General features: G+C 60.5%; 17 protein-coding genes. 3 read left to right on the top strand and 14 right to left on the bottom strand.

The features are described 5' to 3' along the window. The first annotated feature begins 96 nt into the window (after window positions 1–96). Entirely contained in the window at window positions 97–1023 is a 927-nt protein-coding gene (locus SOP85_RS17095; protein ID WP_166619381.1) for a 2-hydroxyacid dehydrogenase, read from the top strand. Window positions 1024–1212: 189 nt separating this feature from the next. Here SOP85_RS17095 and SOP85_RS17090 read toward each other — a convergent pair whose 3' ends face one another. The 12 genes from SOP85_RS17090 to SOP85_RS17035 all read right to left on the bottom strand — a co-directional run bounded on the left by SOP85_RS17090 (window position 1213) and on the right by SOP85_RS17035 (window position 15451). Then, window positions 1213–2292, bottom strand: coding sequence for a tartrate dehydrogenase (locus tag SOP85_RS17090; protein WP_151143025.1), 1080 nt, complete (start codon window positions 2290–2292; stop codon window positions 1213–1215). A 26-nt stretch (window positions 2293–2318) separates the two neighbouring features. Continuing rightward, window positions 2319–3776: an NAD-dependent succinate-semialdehyde dehydrogenase gene (locus SOP85_RS17085; RefSeq protein ID WP_323627607.1), complete on the bottom strand. Its 1458-nt coding sequence runs from the start codon at window positions 3774–3776 to the stop codon at window positions 2319–2321. Between the two features lie 239 nt (window positions 3777–4015). Continuing rightward, on the bottom strand, window positions 4016–5173 hold the full coding sequence (gene argE, locus SOP85_RS17080; protein WP_323627606.1) for an acetylornithine deacetylase: 1158 nt from the start codon (window positions 5171–5173) through the stop codon (window positions 4016–4018). Continuing rightward, window positions 5170–6324, bottom strand: a complete 1155-nt coding sequence (locus SOP85_RS17075) for an NAD(P)/FAD-dependent oxidoreductase (RefSeq protein WP_166619378.1) — start codon at window positions 6322–6324, stop codon at window positions 5170–5172. Before SOP85_RS17075 ends, argE begins: the two co-directional genes overlap by 4 nt. Beyond that, window positions 6321–7712: an FAD/NAD(P)-dependent oxidoreductase gene (locus SOP85_RS17070; protein ID WP_323627605.1), complete on the bottom strand. Its 1392-nt coding sequence runs from the start codon at window positions 7710–7712 to the stop codon at window positions 6321–6323. Before SOP85_RS17070 ends, SOP85_RS17075 begins: the two co-directional genes overlap by 4 nt. Beyond that, complete coding sequence (locus SOP85_RS17065) at window positions 7694–8002, bottom strand: (2Fe-2S)-binding protein (RefSeq protein WP_166619376.1); 309 nt, start codon at window positions 8000–8002, stop codon at window positions 7694–7696. The genes SOP85_RS17070 and SOP85_RS17065 overlap by 19 nt, the downstream gene beginning before the upstream one ends. Then, window positions 7999–9840, bottom strand: a complete 1842-nt coding sequence (locus SOP85_RS17060) for an ABC transporter ATP-binding protein (RefSeq protein WP_166619375.1) — start codon at window positions 9838–9840, stop codon at window positions 7999–8001. Before SOP85_RS17060 ends, SOP85_RS17065 begins: the two co-directional genes overlap by 4 nt. 1 nt (window position 9841) lies before the next feature. Continuing rightward, window positions 9842–10717 (bottom strand): ABC transporter permease, encoded by an 876-nt coding sequence (locus SOP85_RS17055; protein WP_166619374.1) that lies wholly within the window; start codon window positions 10715–10717, stop codon window positions 9842–9844. Continuing rightward, the gene (locus tag SOP85_RS17050) at window positions 10714–11670 is read right to left on the bottom strand and encodes an ABC transporter permease (RefSeq protein ID WP_166619373.1); all 957 of its coding nucleotides are present in this window, start codon (window positions 11668–11670) and stop codon (window positions 10714–10716) included. Before SOP85_RS17050 ends, SOP85_RS17055 begins: the two co-directional genes overlap by 4 nt. A gap of 45 nt (window positions 11671–11715) precedes the next feature. Continuing rightward, window positions 11716–13353: an ABC transporter substrate-binding protein gene (locus tag SOP85_RS17045; RefSeq protein WP_323627604.1), complete on the bottom strand. Its 1638-nt coding sequence runs from the start codon at window positions 13351–13353 to the stop codon at window positions 11716–11718. 94 nt (window positions 13354–13447) lie between these two features. Continuing rightward, window positions 13448–14722: an NAD(P)/FAD-dependent oxidoreductase gene (locus SOP85_RS17040; protein ID WP_166619371.1), complete on the bottom strand. Its 1275-nt coding sequence runs from the start codon at window positions 14720–14722 to the stop codon at window positions 13448–13450. Between the two features lie 60 nt (window positions 14723–14782). Further along, window positions 14783–15451, bottom strand: coding sequence for a haloacid dehalogenase type II (locus tag SOP85_RS17035; protein ID WP_151143046.1), 669 nt, complete (start codon window positions 15449–15451; stop codon window positions 14783–14785). Between the two features lie 597 nt (window positions 15452–16048). Here SOP85_RS17035 and SOP85_RS17030 point away from each other — a divergent pair. Both SOP85_RS17030 and SOP85_RS17025 read left to right on the top strand, forming a co-directional pair. Beyond that, complete coding sequence (locus SOP85_RS17030; protein WP_323627603.1) at window positions 16049–16903, top strand: GNAT family N-acetyltransferase; 855 nt, start codon at window positions 16049–16051, stop codon at window positions 16901–16903. 57 nt (window positions 16904–16960) lie between these two features. Beyond that, window positions 16961–17668, top strand: a complete 708-nt coding sequence (locus SOP85_RS17025) for a cupin domain-containing protein (protein WP_323627602.1) — start codon at window positions 16961–16963, stop codon at window positions 17666–17668. A 579-nt stretch (window positions 17669–18247) separates the two neighbouring features. Here the strand turns inward: SOP85_RS17025 and SOP85_RS17020 are convergent. Together SOP85_RS17020 and SOP85_RS17015 are read right to left on the bottom strand one after the other, a co-directional pair. After that, window positions 18248–19660, bottom strand: a complete 1413-nt coding sequence (locus SOP85_RS17020) for a DUF1254 domain-containing protein (RefSeq protein WP_323627600.1) — start codon at window positions 19658–19660, stop codon at window positions 18248–18250. 168 nt (window positions 19661–19828) lie between these two features. Further along, the gene (locus SOP85_RS17015) at window positions 19829–21376 is read right to left on the bottom strand and encodes an arylsulfatase (protein WP_442967915.1); all 1548 of its coding nucleotides are present in this window, start codon (window positions 21374–21376) and stop codon (window positions 19829–19831) included. Window positions 21377–21389: the final 13 nt, after the last annotated feature.

The following is a 21389-nucleotide window of genomic DNA, read 5'->3' as shown; positions in this document are numbered from 1 at the left end:
CCGAAGGGATGCAACGCGTTTAAAGCGGTGCTTTCAACAGATCCTGCGCCAGCGTTGCGCGATGATAGGAACACCTTCACCTGTAAGGAATTGACCATGGCCTTGCTTTACAAAGCTGACCCTGTGCGCGGCGAACAGTGGAAAGCGCTGTTCGCCGAACACGCCCCGGATATCGAATGGCGCGCCTGGCCGGACATTGGCGACCCCAGGGACATCGAGTACCTGGCGGCGTGGCAGGCACCGGATGACATTGAGGCCGTGCTGCCGAATCTGAAGGTGTTGTTCGCGTTGTCCGCCGGGGTCGATCAACTGGACCTCGGTCGATTGCCCAGGGACTTGCCCGTGGTGCGCCTGTTGGACCCCGGCATCACCGCCGGCATGTGCGAGTACGCCAGCTTTGCCGTGCTCAGCCTGCACCGGGACATGTTGCGTTATCGCCAGCAGCAGGTGGCCCGTTGCTGGCAGGCGCACATGCTGCAACCGTCGGCCAAGCGTCGGGTCGGCGTGATGGGGCTGGGCACCCAGGCGCAACAGATTCTCTCGACCTTGCAACCTTTGGGGTTCAAGTTGAAAGGCTGGGCTCGCAGCGCTCATCACATCCCAGGCGTGGATTGCTATGCCGGTCGCGAGCAACTGCCGGCGTTTCTCAGTCAATGCGACATTCTGTTGTGCGTGCTGCCGCTGACCGAGCAAACCCAGGGCATTCTTGATCGTCAGTTGTTCCGACAACTGCCCCACGGCGCGGCGCTGATCAACATGGGCCGTGGCGGGCATCTGGTGGAAAGTGATCTGCTGGAGGCGCTGAACAGCGGGCAGCTCAGTGGTGCGGTGCTGGACGTTCTGCAGGAAGAGCCGGCGCCGGCGGATCATCCGTTCTGGGGCCACCCGCAGATTCTGCTGACACCGCATATCGCGGCGATGACCCAGCCTGAAAGTGCGTTTGGGGTGTTGCTGGAGAATATCCGGCGGTTCGAACGGGGTGAGTCCATGGTGGGCCAGATTGATCGCATGCAGGGTTATTGACGCAAAACACAATCCACCTGTGGGAGCTAGCCTGCTAGCGATGACATCAGCACATTCAACATCAATGTGTCAGAAACACTGCTATCGTTAGCAGGCTAGCTCCCACAGGGATATATCGGCGAACACAGAATTTGATTTCACCCAAATCAACTGTAGGAGCTAGCTGCTCCTACAGGGTTTTGTGGTGGGTTAGAGGATGTTGGCGATGGCTTTGCCGACGTCCTGTGTCGAGCCCTTCCCGCCCAGGTCCGGGGTAATCGGCCCCTCAGCGATCACCCGCTCGATCGCTTGCAAGATCCCGTCGTGCGCCGCGCGATAACGCTCGTCTCCATTGCCCAGGAAATCAAGCATCAACGCCCCGGACCAGATCATCGCAATCGGGTTGGCGATGTTTTGCCCATAGATGTCCGGCGCCGAACCGTGCACCGGTTCGAACAGCGAAGGAAACCGCCGCTCGGGATCCAGGTTGGCCGACGGCGCAATGCCGATGGTTCCGGCACACGCCGGCCCCAGGTCGGAGAGGATGTCGCCAAACAGGTTCGACGCCACCACCACATCGAACCGATCCGGTTGCAACACGAAGCGCGCACACAAGATATCGATGTGCTGCTTATCCCAGGTGATCTCAGGGTACTTGGCCGCCATCAATGCCGTGCGCTCATCCCAATACGGCATGCTGATGGAAATCCCGTTGGACTTGGTCGCTGCCGTCAATCGTTTGCGTGGCCGGGTCTGGGCCAGGTCGAAGGCGTACTTGAGAATGCGGTCCACACCACGGCGGGTGAACACGGACTCTTGCAGCACAAATTCATTTTCAGTGCCTTCGAACATTTTGCCGCCGACCGATGAATACTCGCCTTCGGTGTTCTCGCGGATCACCACGAAATCGATATCCCCCGGTTCACGCCCGGCCAACGGACACGGCACGCCGGGAAACAGCCGTACCGGGCGGATGTTCACATACTGGTCAAAGTCTCGGCGGAACTTGAGCAGTGAGCCCCACAGGGAAATATGGTCGGGCACCTTGTCCGGCCAGCCCACGGCGCCGAAGTAGATGGCGTCGAAACCCTTGAGCTGTTCGAACCAGTCCTCGGGCATCATCTGCCCCTGTTCCAGGTAGTAATCGCAGTGCGCCCAGTCGAGCACTTCGATGCTCAGGTCCAGCTGCCATTTCTTCGCCGCCTGCTCCAACACCCTCAGCCCTTCCGGCAGGACTTCCTTGCCAATGCCATCGCCAGCAATCGCGGCGATCTTGAATACCTTGTTCATCAGTTGTGGCTCCTCGTGTCTGTGAATTACAAGCCGCCGATGTGGAAGGCTTTAACTTCAAGGTATTCATCCAGGCCGTACTTACTGCCTTCACGGCCCAGGCCCGATTGCTTGATGCCGCCGAACGGCGCGACTTCCATGGAAATGATCCCGGTGTTGAGGCCAACCATGCCGAACTCCAACGCCTCGCCGAAACGCCAGGAGCGCCGAAGATCCTGAGTGAAATAATAGGCACCCAGACCGTAAGGCGTAGCGTTGGCCAGCGCGAGGGCTTCGGCTTCGTCGGTGAAGCGCATTAACGGCGCGACCGGGCCGAAGGTTTCTTCGCTGGCCAGCAGCATGCCGGCGTGGGCATCTCCGAGCACCGTAGGTTGCACGAATTGGCTGTCACCGTCGGGAATACCCCCGTACAGCAACTGCGCACCCTGGCTCAGTGCATCGTCGATGTGCCGCGCGACTTTGCTCACGGCGGCCTTGTTGATCAACGGGCCGATGGTCACGTCAGCTTCCAGGCCATTGCCAACATTGAGCTTGCCGACCTCCTCGACCAGACGCTGGGCGAAGCGCTCATAGATGCCGTCCTGCACCAGAATCCGGTTAGCGCAGACGCAGGTCTGGCCGGCGTTACGGAACTTGCTGAGCATGATCCCGGCAATCGCCTGCTCCAGATCCGCATCATCGAAGACGATGAACGGCGCGTTACCGCCCAGCTCCAGGCTCAAGCGCTTGATGTGTTCAGCACTCTGGCGCATCAACAAACGCCCCACGGCGGTGGAGCCGGTAAAGGAAATCTTGCGCACGGTCGGGTTGCCGGTCAGCTCTTCGCCAATACCGGCAGGCATGCCGCTCAACACGTTGAACACCCCTGCCGGAATGCCGACGCGTTCGGCCAGTACCGCCAACGCGAGGGCCGACAGCGGCGTCAGGTCTGAAGGCTTGACGATGATCGGGCAGCCCGCGGCCAATGCCGGCGCGCACTTGCGGGTGATCATCGCGTTGGGGAAATTCCAGGGGGTAATCGCTGCGCAGACGCCGACCGGTTGCTTGAGGGTCAACAGTCGACGGTCGCCGGTGGGAGCCGGCATGGTTTCGCCGTAGACCCGTCGGGCTTCTTCGGCGAACCATTTGACGAAGCCTGCGCCATAGTGGATTTCGCCCTTGGCTTCGTTCAGCGGCTTGCCCTGTTCACAGGTCATGATCAACGCCAGATCGTCGAGATTGTCGATCATGGCCTGATACCAACGCTCAAGCAGCAGCGCGCGTTCGGCTGCCGGACGTGCACGCCAGGCGGGCCAGGCTTTTTCTGCCGCCTCAATGGCACGCCGGGTTTCCGCGTCTTGCATCGCTGGTACGCGAGCGAGCAAATGACCGCTGGCCGGGTCGAAGACGTCCAGCGTCGCACCATCATCGGCACCAATCCACTGCCCGTCTACATAAGCGAGTTCTGCCAAAAGGCTGGGGTCTTTCAAGCGATTCTTGAGCATGGTCGAGTCCTTATCCGAGACAGATTCCAGTCTAGGGAGACGCGGCGGATGAGGATGCTGAAAGCGCTTTGCGGACAGTGTCGGATGCTGAAAATGGCGGTGGAACGGCAGATTTTTATTTGTCAGCTAAACACAATTTTCTGTGGGAGCGGGCTTGCTCGCGAAGGCGGAGTGTCAGGCGCAATCAATGCTGAATGTACTGACCCTTTCGCGAGCAAGCCCGCTCCCACATTTGTTTTCTACAGTTTGATGGAACCCAGCAATCCACCCAGAAACAGCTCCCCAGCCTCCATCTGGCTGATCTCGATAAACTCGTCCGGTTTGTGTGCCTGTTCAATGGAGCCTGGGCCACAGACCACCACTGGCACATCCAGGCGCTGATTGAATAACCCGCCCTCGGTGCCAAACGACACCTTGGCCGTACCGGTATCCGGCGCCGCGAAGTTTTTCAGAAAGCGCACCGCTTCGACGCTCGGGTGAGTGTCCAGTCCTGGGTAGACGTTGATCGTTTCGATCTCGATGGCCGCCACGCTGGAGAGCTTTTTAGCCTCGCGCACGATCACCTCGGCGCGCTCCTGCATTTGCGCCAAAATCTGCTCCAGATCATCCGCCGGCAAGTTGCGCACTTCGAAATCCAGGGTGCACAGGTTCGGCACGATGTTCAGCGCACGGCCACCGCCGATCTGCCCGACATGCACGGTGCTGTAAGGCACGTCGTAATCGGCATCCTGGGCGCCCTGCTCCTGCAGTTGCTGCTGGGTCTGGCGTAACACCCCAATGAATTCACTGGCCACGTGAATGGCATTGACCGACAGCGGCGCCAGCGAGGAATGCGCCTCCAGGCCCCGGCAGTAGGTCCGATACGAGCCCTTGCCTTTGTGCCCGAGGACGAATTGCATATTGGTCGGTTCACCGATCATGCACAAAAACGGCCGCACCGGCGCCAGGTGCAGCACGTCCAGCAAACGCCGCACGCCGACACAACCGATTTCTTCGTCATGGGACAACGCCAGTTGCAGCGGTCGGCTCAGTGAGTGATCCGCCGCATCGAGCATGGCATCGATGGCCAAGGCGATAAAACCCTTCATATCGCAACTGCCACGACCGTAAATCCTGCCGTCCTTCACCGTCGCCTCAAAGGCTGGAAAGGTCCAGGCTTGCCCTGCCGCCGGCACCACGTCGGTGTGCCCGGACAACAGAATCCCCGGCAGCTCTTTTGGGCCGGTGCTGGCGAACAGGTTGGCCTTTTTCCCGGTGGCATCCTTGACGATCAACGACTCGATGCCCTTAGTCAACAGCAAGTCGCGCACGTAATCGATCAGGGCCGTGTTCGACTCCGAAGAGACAGTGTCGAAGGCCATCAAGCGTTTGAGAATATCCAGTACACGCGGCTTCATGAGGCCTTGCTCCGTAGTTCGGCAAAATGGGCGAACCGGCGAATGGAGAACGGCTCAATCAAGGTGCTGGTGCTGCCGGTGCTGATCAGTTCAGCCATAACGTCGCCGACGCCCGGGCCGAGCTGGAAGCCGTGACCACAGAAACCGAACGCGTAATACAAGCCATCGACGGTGCCGCTGGGGCCCATGATCGGCAGGGAGTCCGGCAGGTAACTTTCGATACCACTCCAGACCCGGATGATGTTCAGGTTGCCGACGCCTGGCAGCAGGCGTTGCATTTGCGTGATCTGGTTGAGAATGCTGCGTGGCTCGACGTAGGCCCGGCGATTGAGCATGTCCGGTTTGCTGCGATAACCGCCGCCGATGACGATGTTGCCACGGGTGATCTGCCGGAAATAAATCACTTCCTCCGGGATCTTGGTGTACACGCCAATCACCGTCGGCAAGGCGTAGGGCACAGGCTCAGTCACCGCCATCTGCGGGCCATGGGTGTCCAGCGGCACCGGTTCGTCAAATTGCTCGGAGAGCTTGTGCCCCCACGCGCCGGCAGTGATCAGCAACTGGGCGGCGTTGAATTGACGACCATCGGTGGTGCTGACGTTGAACTCGCCACCGACCTTTTGCACCTCGGCCACTTCCGTCTGTTCTTCGATGCGTGCACCGAGGCGCCGTGCCGCCCGGGCAAACGCCGGGGCGGCCAGTCGCGGGTTGGCGTGACCATCATGAGGTGCGTAGGAGCCCCCCTTCACGTCCGGCCCAAGGAACGGAAAGCGTTCGTGCAACTCAGCGCCGCGATAGATTTTCAGGTCCAGTTGCGCCGCTTCCGGTGCGGCGGCGTAGGCCTCCAATTCCGCAATTTCGTCTTCGCGATAACACACACGCATGTGGCCGCTGGCGATGAACTCCAGGTCGTCGTCGATCAGTTCCGGCAAACGCTTCCACAGCGCCCAGGAGCGGTTGGCCAACTCCAGCTGCCCCAGGTAGCGCCCCTGGCGCCGGACATTGCCGAAGTTCACACCGCTGGCGTACTGACCGATCTGGTCGCGCTCCAGCAGGGTCACCGAGTGTCCACGTTTACGCAGGAAAAACGCCGACGCCGCGCCCATGATGCCGCCGCCGATAATCAGGACATCGCTTTTTTGCGGTTTCATGAGGGCTCCTCAATGATGGTCATCGGCAAGGGTTTGACCGGGGCCTGGCCCCGCTGTCGACCGACCTGTTGCACGCTGACGCCAGCGGCGGCGGCAATCACCTCGGCTCCGGCCTGGGAGCAGTAACGGCCCTGGCAGCGACCCATGCCGACCCGGCTGAACGCCTTGGCCCGGTTAACCTCGCAGGCACCCTTTTCGCTGACGGTACGGCGCAGTTCACCGGCGCTGATCATCTCGCAGCGGCAAACGATGGCGCTGTCGGGCAAGGCCTTGGCTTGTTCGGCCGGCCAGGGAAACGCCTGGGCCAGGCCAAGACGAAACTGGTCCATCACCGCCAACGCATTACGTTGTTCGTCACGCAAGCTGGCGTTCACCGGTTGCTGCAGATCTTCCAACAATGCCATCGCCACCAAGCGACCGGCATGTTCGGCAGCGTCGGCACCGCGAATCTTCGAGCCGTCACCGGCGGCATACACCCCGTTGACCGTGGTCCGGCCCTCTTCATCCACCGACAGCCACCATTGGCCCGACGCATCGTCAAAGCGCATTCGGCAACCGGCCAGATCCGCCAACTGGGTCTCCGGGCGCAAGTGATAACCGAGGGCCACGGCATCGCACTGCACATTCAACGTCTCGCCACGGGTGGTCAGTACGCGTACGCCGCTGACCCCGCTGGCCGCATCGCCCAGCACTTGCTGCGGTTTAATGCCCAGGTGCACGGGGATTTTCGCCTTATACAACTGCGCCAACAGTTTCATCCCGGTGAACAGCAATCCGGGGCGCGCCAACAACTTTGGCAACGCGCCAATACGCTTGCTCAGCGGCGAAGTGTCGAGCACCGCCGCGACGTTGGCGCCAGCCTTGAGGTACTGAGTGGCGACCAGATACAGCAATGGCCCGCTGCCCATGAACACCACGCTGTGACCAATGGACACTGCCTGAGACTTGAGCGCAATCTGCGCGCCCCCAAGGCTGTAGGTACCCGCCAACTGCCAGCCTTCAATCGGCATCAAGCGGTCGGTGGCGCCGGTGCACAGGATCAGCGCGTCGTAATCCACCGTCGAGTGGCGACTTTGATTGACGCAATGCAGCTGCCCTGGTGTCAGGTTCCACACCAGCGTGTTCGGGCGATAGTCGATACGCTCGCGCAAGCGGTCGAAACTTTCGTGAAGGTTTCGGGCCTTGGCGGCTTCGGTGCCGTACAGGGCGCTGTAGTCCCGGGTAAAACCCTCCGGCTGGCGCCGATAGATCTGCCCGCCATCGCGGCGATTTTCATCGATCAAGATTGGCTTGATGCCCGCCGCCAGCAGGGTCTCGGCGCAGCGGATACCGGCCGGCCCGGCGCCGACAATGACAACTTTCCTGGAACTCAGCCGCGCAGTGGCCATATCGCCTCCGGTTGTGTGGTGACGATATCCAGCCCCTCACGGACTTCGTTGGAGCACGCCCGCAGGCGTTCGCCAGTGCGGGTCCAGACCCAGCAATCCTGGCATGCGCCCATCAGGCAGAAACCGGCGCGCCGACCGGAATCAAACTCCGACTGACGCAAGGCATTGCCTTGGGTCAGCAGTGCCACCATCAGGGTGTCGCCTTGCAGCGCCTCGATGGGCGCGCCATCGACCTTCAAGCTGACAGTCGGCCGACCCTGCTCCGCCAGCCTCACAAAACGCCCGTTCATGCGTAGGCTCCCTGGGTCATGGTGATCAAATTCTGCTGGGTTTTGAGCAACTCGGCGCTGTCGTGGTGGCAGAGGATTTCACTGCCGCCGTCGATGATGCGTCGATTCGGGGCGGTGCGATTGCACAGGCCATCGACGCGTACCGGGCAACGATTGAGGAAGGTGCAAAGTTCCGCCACGTTGGCTTTGGGGCCAATGGGTGGTAGCTCGCAGCTAGTGGCCCCGCAGTTTTCCAGCCAGCCCTGACGCAGTTCCGGCACCGAATGGATCAGTAGATCCGTGTACGGATGGAACGGTGCCTGGATAAATGACTGCCGGCTGCCGGCTTCGATTTTGCGGCCGCTGTACATCACCACCACGTCGTCGCACAGCGCACGCACGGTGGAAATGTCATGGCTGATGAACAGGTAAGAAACCCCCAGTTGCTGACGCAGGTCGCGCAGCAGTTCGAGAATCGCCGCACCGACTACGGTATCCAGCGCGGAGGTCACCTCATCGCAGAGGATCAGATCCGGTTTGGCGGCCAGCGCCCGGGCCAGGTTGACCCGCTGTTTTTGCCCGCCGGACAGTTCGTTTGGACGGCGCTCGGCCAGTGTCCGGGGCAAACGCACCAGATCGAGCATTTCGCCGATACGCTCGCGCAACGCCGCGCCCTTGAGGCCGAAATACATCTTCAATGGCCGGCTCAAGATAGTGCTGATGCTGTGCATCGGGTTGAGCGCGGTGTCGGCGTTCTGGAAAACCATCTGGATGCGGCGGAACTGGTCGTCCGTGCGCTCGGACAGGCTGCCACCCAGTGGCTGGCCATCGAAGGTCAAGCCGCCCAACGCCGGCGTCAGCAAGCCCGCCACCACCCGCGCCAGAGTCGATTTGCCCGAGCCCGACTCACCGATCACGCCAATGGCCTGGCCACGACGCACGGTCAGGTCGATGTCTTCCAGTACGCGGATCGCCGGCATGCCTTGGGCGTTCTTGTTGCCGTAACCGGCGGTCAGGCCCTTGATGGTCAGCAGCGGTACGTCTTCAACGACGCCACAGGGAGGACGAATCGTGGTGTCCGGTCGCGCGGCCGCCAGCAGGCTGCGGGTGTATTCGTGGGCCGGGCCCTTGAGCAGCGGCGCGGTGGCGCTCTGTTCGAAAATCTGGCCACCGTTGAGCACGACGATCTGGTCAGCCATTTGCGCGACGACCGCCAGGTCGTGGGAGACGTAGACCGCTGTCGCGCCCCGCTCGCGCACCACGCGTTTGAAAGCGCGCAGCACGTCGATCTGGGTGGTCACGTCGAGGGCGGTGGTCGGTTCGTCGAGCACCACCAGCAACGGATCGCTGATCAGTGCCATGGCTGCCATTACCCGTTGCAACTGCCCGCCAGACACCTGGTGCGGGTAGCGCTGACCGATGTTGTCAGGGTCCGGCAAGGCCAGGTCGCGGAACAGTTCGATGGCCTTGGCTTCGAGCACGGCGCGGGTACCCAAGCCATGGATCAACGCCCCTTCCACCACTTGATCGATCAGCTTCTTCGCCGGGTTGAACGCTGCTGCCGCGCTTTGCGCGATGTACGACACCCGATTGCCACGCAGGCCCTGCAACTCGTGCTCACTCAGGGCGAGCATGTTGTGCTCGCCGACCTGCACCACGCCGCCGGACAACCGGCAACCACGCCGGGCATAACCGAGCAGGGCCAGGGCGATGGTGGTCTTGCCGGAGCCGGACTCACCGATCAACGCCAGCACTTCACCTTTTTCCAGGGCGAAGCTCACGCCTTTAACAATTTCCGTTTCACCGCGCTCGCCACAGGCGACCACGCGCAGGTCTTTGACTCGAATCAATTCGCTCATTTCAATGCCCTCCCGTGCGGCGACTACGTCGGGACGACAGTCTGTCGATAAACAGATTCACACCGATGGTCAGGGTGCCGATGGCCAGCGCCGGGATCACGATGGCTGGCGCGCCCTGGTTCAAGCCGCCGATGTTTTCCCGCACCAGCGAACCGAGGTCGGCATCGGGCGGTTGCACACCCAAGCCCAGAAAACTCATGCCACTGAGCAGCAACACAATGAAGCCAAAGCGCAGGCCCAGGTCAGTCAGCACCGGGTTGAGCATATTGGGCAGGATTTCCACACACGCGATGTACAGCCGGCGTTCGCCACGAGTTCGGGCGACTTGCACGTACTCCAACGCTTCAATGTTCACCGCCATGCTGCGGGCGATGCGGAACGCGCCGGGGGTGAAACTCAGCACCGCGGTGCAAACCAGCAAGGTCACCGAAGAGCCAAAGGCCGAGACCATGATCAGCGCCAGCATCTTGCTCGGGATCGAGATAAAGGCATCCATCAGGCGACTGATGACTTCGTCCAGCCACTTGGGCGACACCACCGACAGCAGCGCGCAACCGGTGCCCAGGCCACTGGCCAACACCGCCGCAATCAACGCCAGGCCAACCGTGAAGCGTGCGCCGACCAGAACGCGGCTGAGCATGTCGCGCCCCAGGTAGTCGGTGCCGAACGGGTAAAGGGCGCTGATGCTGTCAAAGACATTGTCAGAGACCACTTCGCCTACCGGGTGTGGCGCCAGCCACGGCCCGAGAAACGCCACCAGCAGCCAGATGACGCACATTGCAGCCCCGATCAGGCCCAGCCACGCCGGGCCATGAGACACCTTGCCCGCCGACAGGTCGGGCGCTGCAGGCGTCGATTTCACAATGAGATTGTTCATTGGTTTCTCAGCCTCGGATTGGACAGAATCGCGCACAGGTCGGCAATCAGCACCAACCCCAGGTACGCCGCGCAAAACAGCATGGTGCAGGCCTGGACCAGCGCCATGTCACGGTTGGTCACGGCATCGACCATCAAACTGGCGATGCCGGGATAGTTGAAGATCGTCTCGACGATCACCACCCCACCCAACAGGTACGACAGGCTCAGGGCGATCGCGTTGGCAATCGGCCCGATGGCGTTGGGCAACGCATGGGTCAGCACGATGCGCATTGGGCCTACGCCTTTGAGCCGGGCCATTTCCACATACGGGCTGTCGAGTTGATCGATCACTGCGGCCCGGGTCATGCGGGCCATTTGCGCGACGATGACACAGCACAAAGTCATCACCGGCAAGGCGTAGGTGCGCATGAATTGCCAGGGTGAAGTGATGTCGCTGGCGTAGGACAGCGCCGACAACCAGCCCAGGTTCACCGCAAAGATCAGCACCGCCAGGGTGGCCACCAGAAACTCCGGGACGGCGACCATGGCCAGGGTGAAGAAGCTCAGGAAACTATCGATGCGCCCGCCGCGGCCCATGGCCGAACCGATGCCCAGAATCAGCGCCACCGGCACCGATACCAGCGCCGTGGCCGCCGCCAGCATCAGGGTGTTGGGCACCCGGCCAGCCATCAACTCCCCGACCGGCATGGCGTTGGACACCGACTGGCCCATGTCCCCGCTGAGCAGGTTCATCAACCAGTGCAGGTAACGCACCACACCGGGCTGATCGAGCCCCAGTTTCAGGCGCAGTGCCGCCACCTGTTCCGGCGTGGCGAACTGCCCGAGCGATTGCTGCGCCGCGTCCCCGGGAAGGACTGCCGTGATCGCGAACACGACCATCGACACGATCAACAAAGTCACGATCGCGGCGCCCAGACGCCGGCCGATCAACCACAGTGTGTTGCTATTCATCGCCTACCCTCCTGCACTGTCCCTGACGTACTACTCAGATCACCATCAAGCGTCCAGCCAGATCTGCTCGGCGAACATGTAACCCATGAAGCCACCCAGCGGGTTGCTGCCGTAGCCCTTGATGCGCTGGTCCACACCGTCGATATTGCTGATGAACACCGGCACGCCGATACCGCTGTGGTCATGCACCAGAGTCTGCATGTCCGCGTACATTTTGCTGCGCTTGGCATCGTCGGTTTCAGCACGGGCGAGCATCAGCAGCTGGTCGAACTGATCGTTCTGCCAACCGGATTCGTTCCATGGCGCCTTCGACTGGAAGAACTGCGAGAACATCACGTCGGCGTTCGGCCGCGGGTTGATGTTGCCGAAGCTAAGCGGGTGCTTCATCCAGTGGTTGGACCAGTAGCCGTCGCTCGGCAAGCGGTTGACGTCCAGCTTGAGGCCGGCCTGCTTCGCCGATTGCTGCAGCAGCACGGCGATGTCCACCGATCCGGTGGCGGCTGGCGAAGCGACCAGCGGCATGCTGATGCTTTCCATGCCGGCCTTCTTCAGCAGGAACTTGGCTTTTTCCGGGTCATAGACTCGTTGCGGCAAATCGGCGTTGTAGTAGCGCGAGCCGGGAGCAATCGGATGGTCGTTACCGACGACGGCAAAGCCACGGAATACGGCGGATTTAACCTGCTCGCGGTCCAGCAGGTACTTCATGGCCTGGGTGAATTCGGCGCTTTTGCCCGGCATCTGATCCTGACGGATAATCAAGTCGGTGTAGTTGCCCGACGGTGCATCCACGACCCGGTGCTTGGCGCTGGCCTTGATCCGGTTGGTGGAACGCGGGTTGACCTCGTTGATCATATGCACGTCGCCGGACAGCAACGCGTTGACTCGCGACGGTTCGTCGCCAATGGCGATGAACTCGATCTCGTCGAGGTACGGCAGACCTGGCTTCCAGTAGCCGGTGTTGCGCTCGGCAATCGAACGTACGCCCGGTTTGAATTCCTTGACCTTGAACGGCCCGGTGCCGATGCCCTGGTTGAAGTCAGTGGTGCCTTCGGGAACGATCAGCAAGTGCGACACGGCGAGGATCGACGGCAGCTCGGCGTTCGGAGCGCTCAGACGGATCTTAACCTCGTTGGTGCCGGTAGCCTTGATTTCGGCGAACTGTTCCATCAGCGGCATGACCTTGGAGCCGGTCAGCGGATCCTTGTGGCGCGTCAACGAAAACACCACGTCGGCGGCGCTCAGGGTTTTGCCGTTGTGGAAGGTCACATCCTTGCGAAGGGTGATGGTCCACAGCGTGGCATCGGTGTTGTCGATGCGCTCGGCCAACTCCAGTTGCGGCACCAGGTGCGCATCGAAACGGGTCAGCCCGTTGTAGAACATGAAGTGGCGTACATAGTCGGTGGACAGCGCGCCTCTGGCTGGGTCGAGGGTGTCGGCGGTGGAGCTGGACATGCCAGCGACACGAATCCGCCCGCCTGGCTTGCCTTTGCCGGGGGCCGCGGCTTCGTCAGCGAACAGTTTGCCAGCGGCGCCAAACAGGCTGCCTGCGCCCGCTGCGGCGACACCCGCCACACCGAGCATTTGCAGCGCACTGCGACGCGACATGCCGCGATTGAGACCTTCGAATACTCGCAGGCTTTCCTGGCCGGAGATCAGCTTGGAGTCGTTATTGTTGTCTGTCATATCGGTTGTACCTGTCGAAAATAAGAAGGCTCGAGTGTCCCGGTTGACCGGAACGTCCTGGAAACGCAAACGACGGTGACGCCACAACATCAACTCAATGCAAATAGTCCTGGAAGCGGTAATAGGCGCCCACGAACGGCAGGAACCATGGCTTGCCGAAATGTCCGGGGATCGCCGGCCAGTCGAGTTCCCGCCAGGGGTTCGCCTCGACCTTCCCGGCCATCACGTCGGCCATGACCTGGCCCATGTGCACCGACATCTGCACGCCATGGCCGCTGTAGCCCATGGAGTGATAAACACCGCCGTGCTGGCCGGCCCGAGGCAAGCGATCGGACGTCATGTCCACCAACCCTCCCCAGCAATAATCGATTTTGACGTTGGCCAATTGCGGGAACATCTGCACCATCGCCGCCTGCAGCACTTTGCCGCTCTTGGCATCGTTGACGCTGTCCGACATGGCAAACCGCGCACGACCGCCGAACAGCAGACGGTTGTCCGGCGTCAGACGGAAATAGTTGCCAATCATCCTGCTGGTGACATAGGCACGATGACCGGGCAGCAACTGATCAATCAGCGCTTGAGGCAGCACTTCGGTTGCAATCACGAAACTGCCCACCGGGACGATCCGCCGCCGATACCAACCCAAGCCGCCGTGCTGACAGGCACCGGTCGCCAGCAATACTTGCCCGGCGTGCAGCGAACCCTTGCTGGTGTTGACCTGATAACCGCCGGCCCGGGCTTTCCAGTCCAGCACCGAAGTGCCTTGGTGGATCAGCGCGCCGTGACGCACCGCCGCCTCGGCCAGGCCGACGCCGAAACGCCCGACGTGCATCTGCACGCCGTTGCGCTGCAGCAAGCCACCGTGGAACTGCACCGAATTCACTTCAGCGCGGGTCTGCTCGGCGGATAGCAACTCGACATCGGCATCGACTTCACGGCGAATCAATTCGCACGTCCGCGCCAGGCCTTCGTAGTGCATCGGCTTAGCGGCCAGCTTCAACTTGCCGTTGCGGATCAGATCGCAAGCGATACGCTCCTGCTCCACCAGCGACACCACACTCTGCACCGCGCTTTCGTAGGCCTGGTAATAGGCCCGCGCCTTGTCGGCACCGAGGCTGGCACTGAGGCCGACGTAGTCCTGAGCGACCCCGGTGTTGCACTGACCACCATTGCGGCCGGAGGCCTCACCGATCACCCGCCCGGCTTCCAGCACCACGACACTGGCGCCCTTGAGGGCCAGCGCCCGAGCCGCCGCCAACCCGGTGAAACCGCCACCGACGATGGCCACGTCGACTTGCCCGGGCAATCCGCCGAGCTGTGCACCGGTGAAAGCCGGTGCGGTGTCGAGCCAGTAGGACTCACTGCCCATGTTCAATCCGCCTATACCAAGAAGACTCTGCCAATAAACCTATGCCAATGAAGAGTGCCGTTACAGACCAACCAATCCAGCCAGACCACCGATGTCCGGGATCTGGTGGTAGCTGTAGAAGGCATTGCCCGGTACTTCGTGGCCGCGAGCGACGAAGGCCTTGTTCTTGATCTTCATGTCGTGTGCCGGCATCAGGTCGTAACGGAAGCTGGAAGATACATGCAAGATGTCTTCCGGGCCGCAGTTGAGGTTGTCGAGCATGAACTCGAACGCCGCCAGACGCGGTTTGTAGGCCTGGGCCTGTTCGGCGGTAAAGACCTTATGGAATGGTGCGCCGAGCTTGTCGACGTTGGACATGATCTGGCTGTCACTGGCGTTGGAGAAAATCACCAGCGGGATCTTGTCGGCGATTTTCGACAGGCCGGCCGGTACATCCGGGTGCGGGCCCCAGGTTGGCACGGCGTCGTAATAGAGTTGACCTTCTTCGCGGTAGGCAATTCCCCAGCGCTTGCAAGTGCGTGCCAGGGCCGTCTTGAGAATTTCGTCATAAGGCCTCCAGTCACCCATGACCTGGTCCAGGCGATAGGCCGAGAAATCCTTGACGAACTGATCCATTTGCTCCGCTGGAACGCGGTCAGCGAACAACTCGCGCGTCATCGTGCCCATGTGGAAATTGGTCAGCGTACCGTAGCAGTCGAACGTAATGAATTTGGGGCGAAGAAAGCTCATTGAGTGCGTTCCTGAAGTTCGTTGAGGTCATTGGCGCGACAAGCATTTGCCTGGTTTGCGAGGCAGCGATGTAACGCTGCAGCACACCGCCATTACAACACTGTGAAATCAGCAGATGGCGTTAAAAGCGATCGTCGTTCGATACAAATCACCGTTTTAGCCGTTTCCCTCAGCAGACTTTGCGGTGCGCACAAGCCTTGGGCAAAGCCCCTGTTTATGCGCTCTTATGGACCTTTATCAGCCTGCGCGGGCTGCTGGCACCGACTTTTCCCGCAGAAACTGCGCCCCTGTGCAGGATCCGCGTCAGTTCATGCGGCACTCGCCAATCTCCCGCCGGATTCAAGCAATTGATGGCACATTCCAACCCTATGTCGACGCGTCTCAGCGTGAACCTTTTATAGGGTAAAAAGCCCCAAGCATTTGCTGCCGGCCTCAGGCGGCAATTAAGTAGTAAGTGTGGTCTTGGGGCCCGTGCCTCGCGGAATCTGCCGAATATTCCCTCCCCCCTTGCCAGGCTTTCACACAGATGGGATACAGGCGTCAACACGCCGGAAAACCCGTCGCTCGCGCACACTCTTTCTTTATCGGAGATTCGCCATGCCCGCCCCGCTCCCTTCCTACGTCTATCGCCCGATGACCCCCGCCGACCTGCCTGCGGCCCATGCACTGTCCGTGCAATTGAAGTGGCCCCATCGGCTCGACGACTGGGCCATGCTGCAACGGGTCAGCCACGGCTTTGTCGTGCTCGATGGCGAGCGCCTGATCGGTACGGCGTTCGCTTGCCCGCAAGGTGACTTCACCACCATTGGCCTGGTGATCGTCAGCGACGATTACCAGGGCAAGGGCATCGGTCGCAAACTCATGGAGCAAGCGCTTGGTGCCTGCCAGTCAAGCACTGCGATGTTGAACGCAACCCTGGCCGGTGCGCCACTATATGCCAGCCAAGGTTTTGTCGAATTCGGCTGGATTCAACAGCACCAGGGCCAGGCACAAGCGCCGCTGCCCGTGCCATTGGCAGACGGTGAAGAATGCCGCCCGCTGCGCGAAGCGGATCAGGCGCTGGTGCTGGAACTCGCCAACGCCGGCAGCGGGCTGGACAGGCAAGCAGTACTCAGTGATCTATTCGCTGTCATCGAGCATTCGGTGGGCATTGTGCGCGACAGTCAGTTGCACGCTTTCGCCCTGCTGCGCCCGTTCGGTCGCGGACGTTGCATCGGCCCGGTGATCGCCGAAAACCTCGAGCAGGCCCAGCACATGATTGCCACATTGCTGGCCCAGGTACCGGACGCTTTTGTGCGCATCGATATTCCAGCCAATTGTGGTTTGGCAGATTGGCTGGAAGCGACCGGCCTAAAAAAGGTCGACACCGTGGCCCAAATGGCCCGCGGCACAGCGCCACAATCGACCAACGGCGTTCGGCAGTTTGCCCTGGTCACTCAAGCCATCGGCTAATCATCAGGACTGCGTCTGTCACTACCCTACTCCCCTATACACATGGAGCGACACCCTATGTCCGAACCTACCATTGTGCTGTTGGCTCGCGCCAATGGCAGCCGCGTCGACACACCTTTCAAACAACAGCCATTGAACGCTGCGGATCCATTCACAAATGGACGCCAGATCGCCTGGTCAGGGACTGACGGTGTGTCTGCGGGCATCGTCGAAGCAGGCAAAATCCTTGATATCGAGGACTTCCCGCACACCGAAGTGATCGTGGTTCACACTGGGCACGTGACGTTGAAAACCCAGGAGCAGACGCTGGAACTGTCTGTCGGCGCCAGCGTTGTGATCGGTCGGGGCACAGCCCTGCGGATCGAAGCACAGACCGGAACCCAGTGGGCGTTTTGCGCCATGACCACCGAAGTAACAACGCCTGGCCTGACTTGGCTCGATCCGCTGGCGATCCTGTCTCCCTCAGCAGCGCCAGAGCAACAGATACTGATCGGTCCAACGCCGCAATGCCGGTCACGTAATGCCTTCGAAGATGCCACAACCGATCTGCGCGTCGGCGTGTGGGACTCGACGCCATACGAACGTCACGGCCGAGCGCACAAACTCAATGAGTTGATGTATTTGATCGAAGGCACCGTGACTTTGCTGGCACCTGACGGATCGAGCATGACCGTTGGCACCGGGGACAGTGTATTCGTGCCGCAAGGTGCACAGTGCGCATGGAAAAGCACGCGCTATGTACGCAAAGTGTATGCCGTTAAGTAGCCTAGATTGATCACTGAAGATCAACTGCATCGCGGACTGCTGAGCAGGCAATATGTAGCTCAACGGTCCGGATACCGGTGGCAATGTGTCGAACCTAAACCGAGTCATAAGTCCAAGCTGATCGACCGAACTCCTTGCTGGCCAACCCGGCTGAGGTGATCCCACTCACCTGCCGTGTCTATTTGATGGTGCTTGACTGACTCGTTGATAGTTCACCAAAGTGGCACACCTGCACCGAGAAAGGTTAGTCACCGGCCTCTGGCTAGTGACTCAACGAGTCTTTAACGTTTTCACACCGCGTGGGTCCTTAGCAGCCTGTCGCGACCGGCAGCTATCGGCCGATTGTGTTGAAAAAGTCGGTCCTTCCAGATCGCCTGCGTACAGGCTGCTGAAAGCGTCTTTTTTGCGCGCAGCTACGCGAAATCTGAGCTCGGAATCCTCTGCACAAAGTAAAGATTTCAATCTCAAGCGCGTACTTTTCTGCCTCGGAAACCATGGCCGACTTTTTCAACAGAATCGGCCAATAGCGGACATTGCGTCAAAGCCATTGGCCAATGAATCCATGTCAACTTCCTGCGCTCAATTGACCTTGTTCAGCTGGGGAAGCTGCCACTTGCCCGAGAGCGCATCCTCTGAAGGTTGGTACAAGCGTAACATCACGTAGAAACCGCCTTCGGGTGCTGGGAGCCAGTTGGCGGCATTCTCTCCCTCCGGTTTTTTGTGGGAAATGGGAATGGTGATCGACCCGTCTGCCGCGACTTTCAACCCCTTCGTATCGGGGCCGACCTTGTAGCGACCGATCTCGTTATCGACCAGCATTTTGTCGCTGGCGTCATACATGGTCAGCGACCAAAAGGCATTCACCGGCGGGGCCGAAGCCAGTTTTATTTCGTATTGATTGGCCCCAGCGAGCGGTTGGTTTTTGCTGTCGGTGAAGCGCAGTGGATACATCGCTTCATGCTCACCCTGACCGCCCAAATAGGGCCCGGCCACCATGGCACGCAGCGGGTAGTTGTAGCCAAAACTGTCAAGACCGGTCACCCAGTTCCAGCCATTGCGCACTTCCGAGGTGCTGGCCAGCGACGCAATCGCAACGAAGGGCGCAGCTTTCAAACCTTCCTCCAGGCCTTTGCGCGTGGCTGGATTAAGCTTATCGGGTGAAAAACCCTTTTCCGTCAGGCCGATGCGGGCGAACTGGGCAAACAAGGCAGCGTCAGCCGGTTTGACCGGATTGTCCTTGAGCGCCGAAGCCAGTTCGGTGAAGAAACCCAGCGGGTCGTCGCCGGTCTGCGGCAACGCAGGCAAGGTTTCATCCTTATTGGTTTTACCACTCAAGGGCACGACACTGAACTGTTTCTGCAACGCGAGGATCGGTGCCACATCTTCACCCTGCTTGACGTGAATGCGCCCCCACAGCCAGATTTTTTTGGTCGAGACGTCAAGACGCTTGGCATCCTTTGGCAGTTCGCCCTTCCAGCCCGGCGGCACCAATACATATTTTCCGGCCTTGGTGCCTGTCGTACGCCGCCCCACATAGTGTTCAAGTTCCTGCCACATGTTGAACACATCGACGACGTAATAACGGTCATGGGTGTCGGGCACGGTCAATACGTAGGGCTCGGTCAGATCCAGCACCGCGCTCATGTAGTAGGTGTCATTGTTGGCAGTGGGCATGTCCTTGGCGGACGGTGACGCCAGCGAAGTGGCCCAGCCGATCTGGTTCAGGCCTGCGCGGTAGCTGGTGTCGGGCTTGGGTGAGGGTACCTTGGTGTATTCACGCGCCACTCGTTCCATGCGAACCAGCGGATAACCCCAGTTGTAGGCCGAGATCGCCAGGCTGTAGCCATCGGCCTGCATGCCCTTCTCTACTGCATCGGGCGTCGCCGGAGTGGACAGCAATAAATCCGGTGTAGCGGCTTGGGCGTGCATGACGCTGCCGAGCGCGGCACACAGGGGCAGAATACAAAACAGGAACTTGCGTGATGAAGCCATATCGAGCGTCCTTTCAAAAGGGAGTGCGGTGGGCGCACCCCGTATCAACTGCCAGTCTGACGACTGAATGTTTGCAAGAACCCTAGGCACAGGGTTCCGGCTCGTCAAACCGGCATGGGAAAATTTGCAATCGATGGCCGCAGACTGATGCCTGCGGCCACCCGCGCTTCACTGGGTCTGGTAATGCATGAACTTCTCGACCATCTGGTCTGCGGTGAAGGTGGCCGGACGTTGGCGCGGCGCAAATTGCTGGAAGGTGCCGAGGAATTGCTGGACCCGCACCAGCGCCGGCATGGCGACGATGCCGACTTTCCTGTCCCACCACTGGTTGTAGTTGTTGGAGTCAGTGTCCGCGCGCTCGAACGGATCGCGTCGCAGGTTGAAGACCTTGGGGATGCGCAGCTCGACAAAGGGATCACGCCACACATCGAACTGGTGTGCCCGCTGTTCGGCGAACACCAGTTTCCAGTCACCGTCTCGCACACCGAGCAATTTGCCATCGTCGCTGAAGTAGTAGAAATCGGTGCGCGGGCCCTTGTCCTCCTGGCCTTGCAGATACGGCAGGAAGTTGTAGCCATCCAAATGCACCTTGAAGGTCTTCACGCCGGCCTTGTAGCCCTTGAGCAACTGTTCCTTGACGTCGTTGACCCCGGCCGCAGCCAGCAGCGTCGGCATCCAGTCCTGATGCGACATGATCTGGTTGGAAATGGTGTCGGGCCTGATGTGGTTCGGCCAGCGAACGATGGCCGGCACGCGGAATCCGCCTTCCCAGTTGGTATTCTTCTCGCCGCGGAACGGGGTGATGCCTGCGTCCGGCCACTGATTGAAGTGCACACCGTTGTCAGTGGAATAAATGACGATGGTGTTATCGGCGACGCCCAGCTCATCGAGCTTTTTCAGTAACTGGCCTACCTGGTCATCGTGTTCGAGCATGCCGTCGTTGTACTCGCCCTGCCCCGACCTGCCGGCGACCTTGTCGCTAATGTGGGTGTAGTAGTGCATGCGCGTGGAGTTGAACCAGACAAAGAAGGGCTTGTCCGCCTTGACCGCCTTGTCCATGAAGTTGGTCGAGGCTGCGAGGAATTCTTCGTCGATGGTCTCCATGCGTTTTTTCGTCAGGGCGCCGAGGTCCTCGATCTTGCCGTCCACCGTGCTGTGAATCACGCCGCGGGGACGGAACAGCTTGTCCATCGCCGGGTTCCTGGTCCAGTCCGGGTCTTCAGGGCCTTCTTCGGCATTGAGGTGGTAGAGGTTGCCGAAGAACTCGTCGAAACCGTGGTTGGTCGGCAGGTACTCATCGCGGTCACCCAGATGGTTCTTGCCGAACTGCCCGGTGGCGTAACCCAAAGGCTTGAGCAGCTCGGCAATGGTTGGGTCTTCAGGCTTCAAGCCCACGCTGGCACCGGGAATGCCAACCTTGGTCAGGCCGGTGCGCACCGGATGCTGGCCGGTGATGAAGGCCGCACGCCCCGCCGTGCAGCTCTGCTCGCCGTAATAGTCGGTGAACATCACGCCTTCCCTGGCCAAGCGGTCGATATTGGGCGTCTGATAGCCCATCAGGCCGTTGCTGTAGCGGCTGATGTTGGTGATGCCGATGTCATCACCGAAAATCACCAGAATATTCGGTTTGTCCGCGGCCATGGCCTGCGACGAAACGCCGGCCGCGAGCAATGCGATCGCACTGCACCAGCGCTTGAGCCTGGAGCTCGAATTCATCATCCCTTTCTCC

The sequence above is a fragment of the Pseudomonas sp. YuFO20 genome, from assembly GCF_035064975.1.
Taxonomy (GTDB): Bacteria; Pseudomonadota; Gammaproteobacteria; order Pseudomonadales; family Pseudomonadaceae; genus Aquipseudomonas; species Aquipseudomonas putida_AE.
The sequence above is the reverse complement of the archived record's forward strand: the minus strand, read 5'-3'. Positions and strand labels throughout refer to the sequence as shown.

What these genes read in the sequence shown, in the direction of transcription:
- SOP85_RS17095 (WP_166619381.1), top strand. Translation starts at nt 97, where the DNA reads ATGGCCTTGCTTTACAAAGCTGACCCTGTGCGCGGCGAACAGTGGAAA.
- SOP85_RS17090 (WP_151143025.1), bottom strand. Translation starts at nt 2,292, where the DNA reads ATGAACAAGGTATTCAAGATCGCCGCGATTGCTGGCGATGGCATTGGC.
- SOP85_RS17085 (WP_323627607.1), bottom strand. Translation starts at nt 3,776, where the DNA reads ATGCTCAAGAATCGCTTGAAAGACCCCAGCCTTTTGGCAGAACTCGCT.
- argE (WP_323627606.1), bottom strand. Translation starts at nt 5,173, where the DNA reads ATGAAGCCGCGTGTACTGGATATTCTCAAACGCTTGATGGCCTTCGAC.
- SOP85_RS17075 (WP_166619378.1), bottom strand. Translation starts at nt 6,324, where the DNA reads ATGAAACCGCAAAAAAGCGATGTCCTGATTATCGGCGGCGGCATCATG.
- SOP85_RS17070 (WP_323627605.1), bottom strand. Translation starts at nt 7,712, where the DNA reads ATGGCCACTGCGCGGCTGAGTTCCAGGAAAGTTGTCATTGTCGGCGCC.
- SOP85_RS17065 (WP_166619376.1), bottom strand. Translation starts at nt 8,002, where the DNA reads ATGAACGGGCGTTTTGTGAGGCTGGCGGAGCAGGGTCGGCCGACTGTC.
- SOP85_RS17060 (WP_166619375.1), bottom strand. Translation starts at nt 9,840, where the DNA reads ATGAGCGAATTGATTCGAGTCAAAGACCTGCGCGTGGTCGCCTGTGGC.
- SOP85_RS17055 (WP_166619374.1), bottom strand. Translation starts at nt 10,717, where the DNA reads ATGAACAATCTCATTGTGAAATCGACGCCTGCAGCGCCCGACCTGTCG.
- SOP85_RS17050 (WP_166619373.1), bottom strand. Translation starts at nt 11,670, where the DNA reads ATGAATAGCAACACACTGTGGTTGATCGGCCGGCGTCTGGGCGCCGCG.
- SOP85_RS17045 (WP_323627604.1), bottom strand. Translation starts at nt 13,353, where the DNA reads ATGACAGACAACAATAACGACTCCAAGCTGATCTCCGGCCAGGAAAGC.
- SOP85_RS17040 (WP_166619371.1), bottom strand. Translation starts at nt 14,722, where the DNA reads ATGGGCAGTGAGTCCTACTGGCTCGACACCGCACCGGCTTTCACCGGT.
- SOP85_RS17035 (WP_151143046.1), bottom strand. Translation starts at nt 15,451, where the DNA reads ATGAGCTTTCTTCGCCCCAAATTCATTACGTTCGACTGCTACGGTACG.
- SOP85_RS17030 (WP_323627603.1), top strand. Translation starts at nt 16,049, where the DNA reads ATGCCCGCCCCGCTCCCTTCCTACGTCTATCGCCCGATGACCCCCGCC.
- SOP85_RS17025 (WP_323627602.1), top strand. Translation starts at nt 16,961, where the DNA reads ATGTCCGAACCTACCATTGTGCTGTTGGCTCGCGCCAATGGCAGCCGC.
- SOP85_RS17020 (WP_323627600.1), bottom strand. Translation starts at nt 19,660, where the DNA reads ATGGCTTCATCACGCAAGTTCCTGTTTTGTATTCTGCCCCTGTGTGCC.
- SOP85_RS17015 (WP_442967915.1), bottom strand. Translation starts at nt 21,376, where the DNA reads ATGAATTCGAGCTCCAGGCTCAAGCGCTGGTGCAGTGCGATCGCATTG.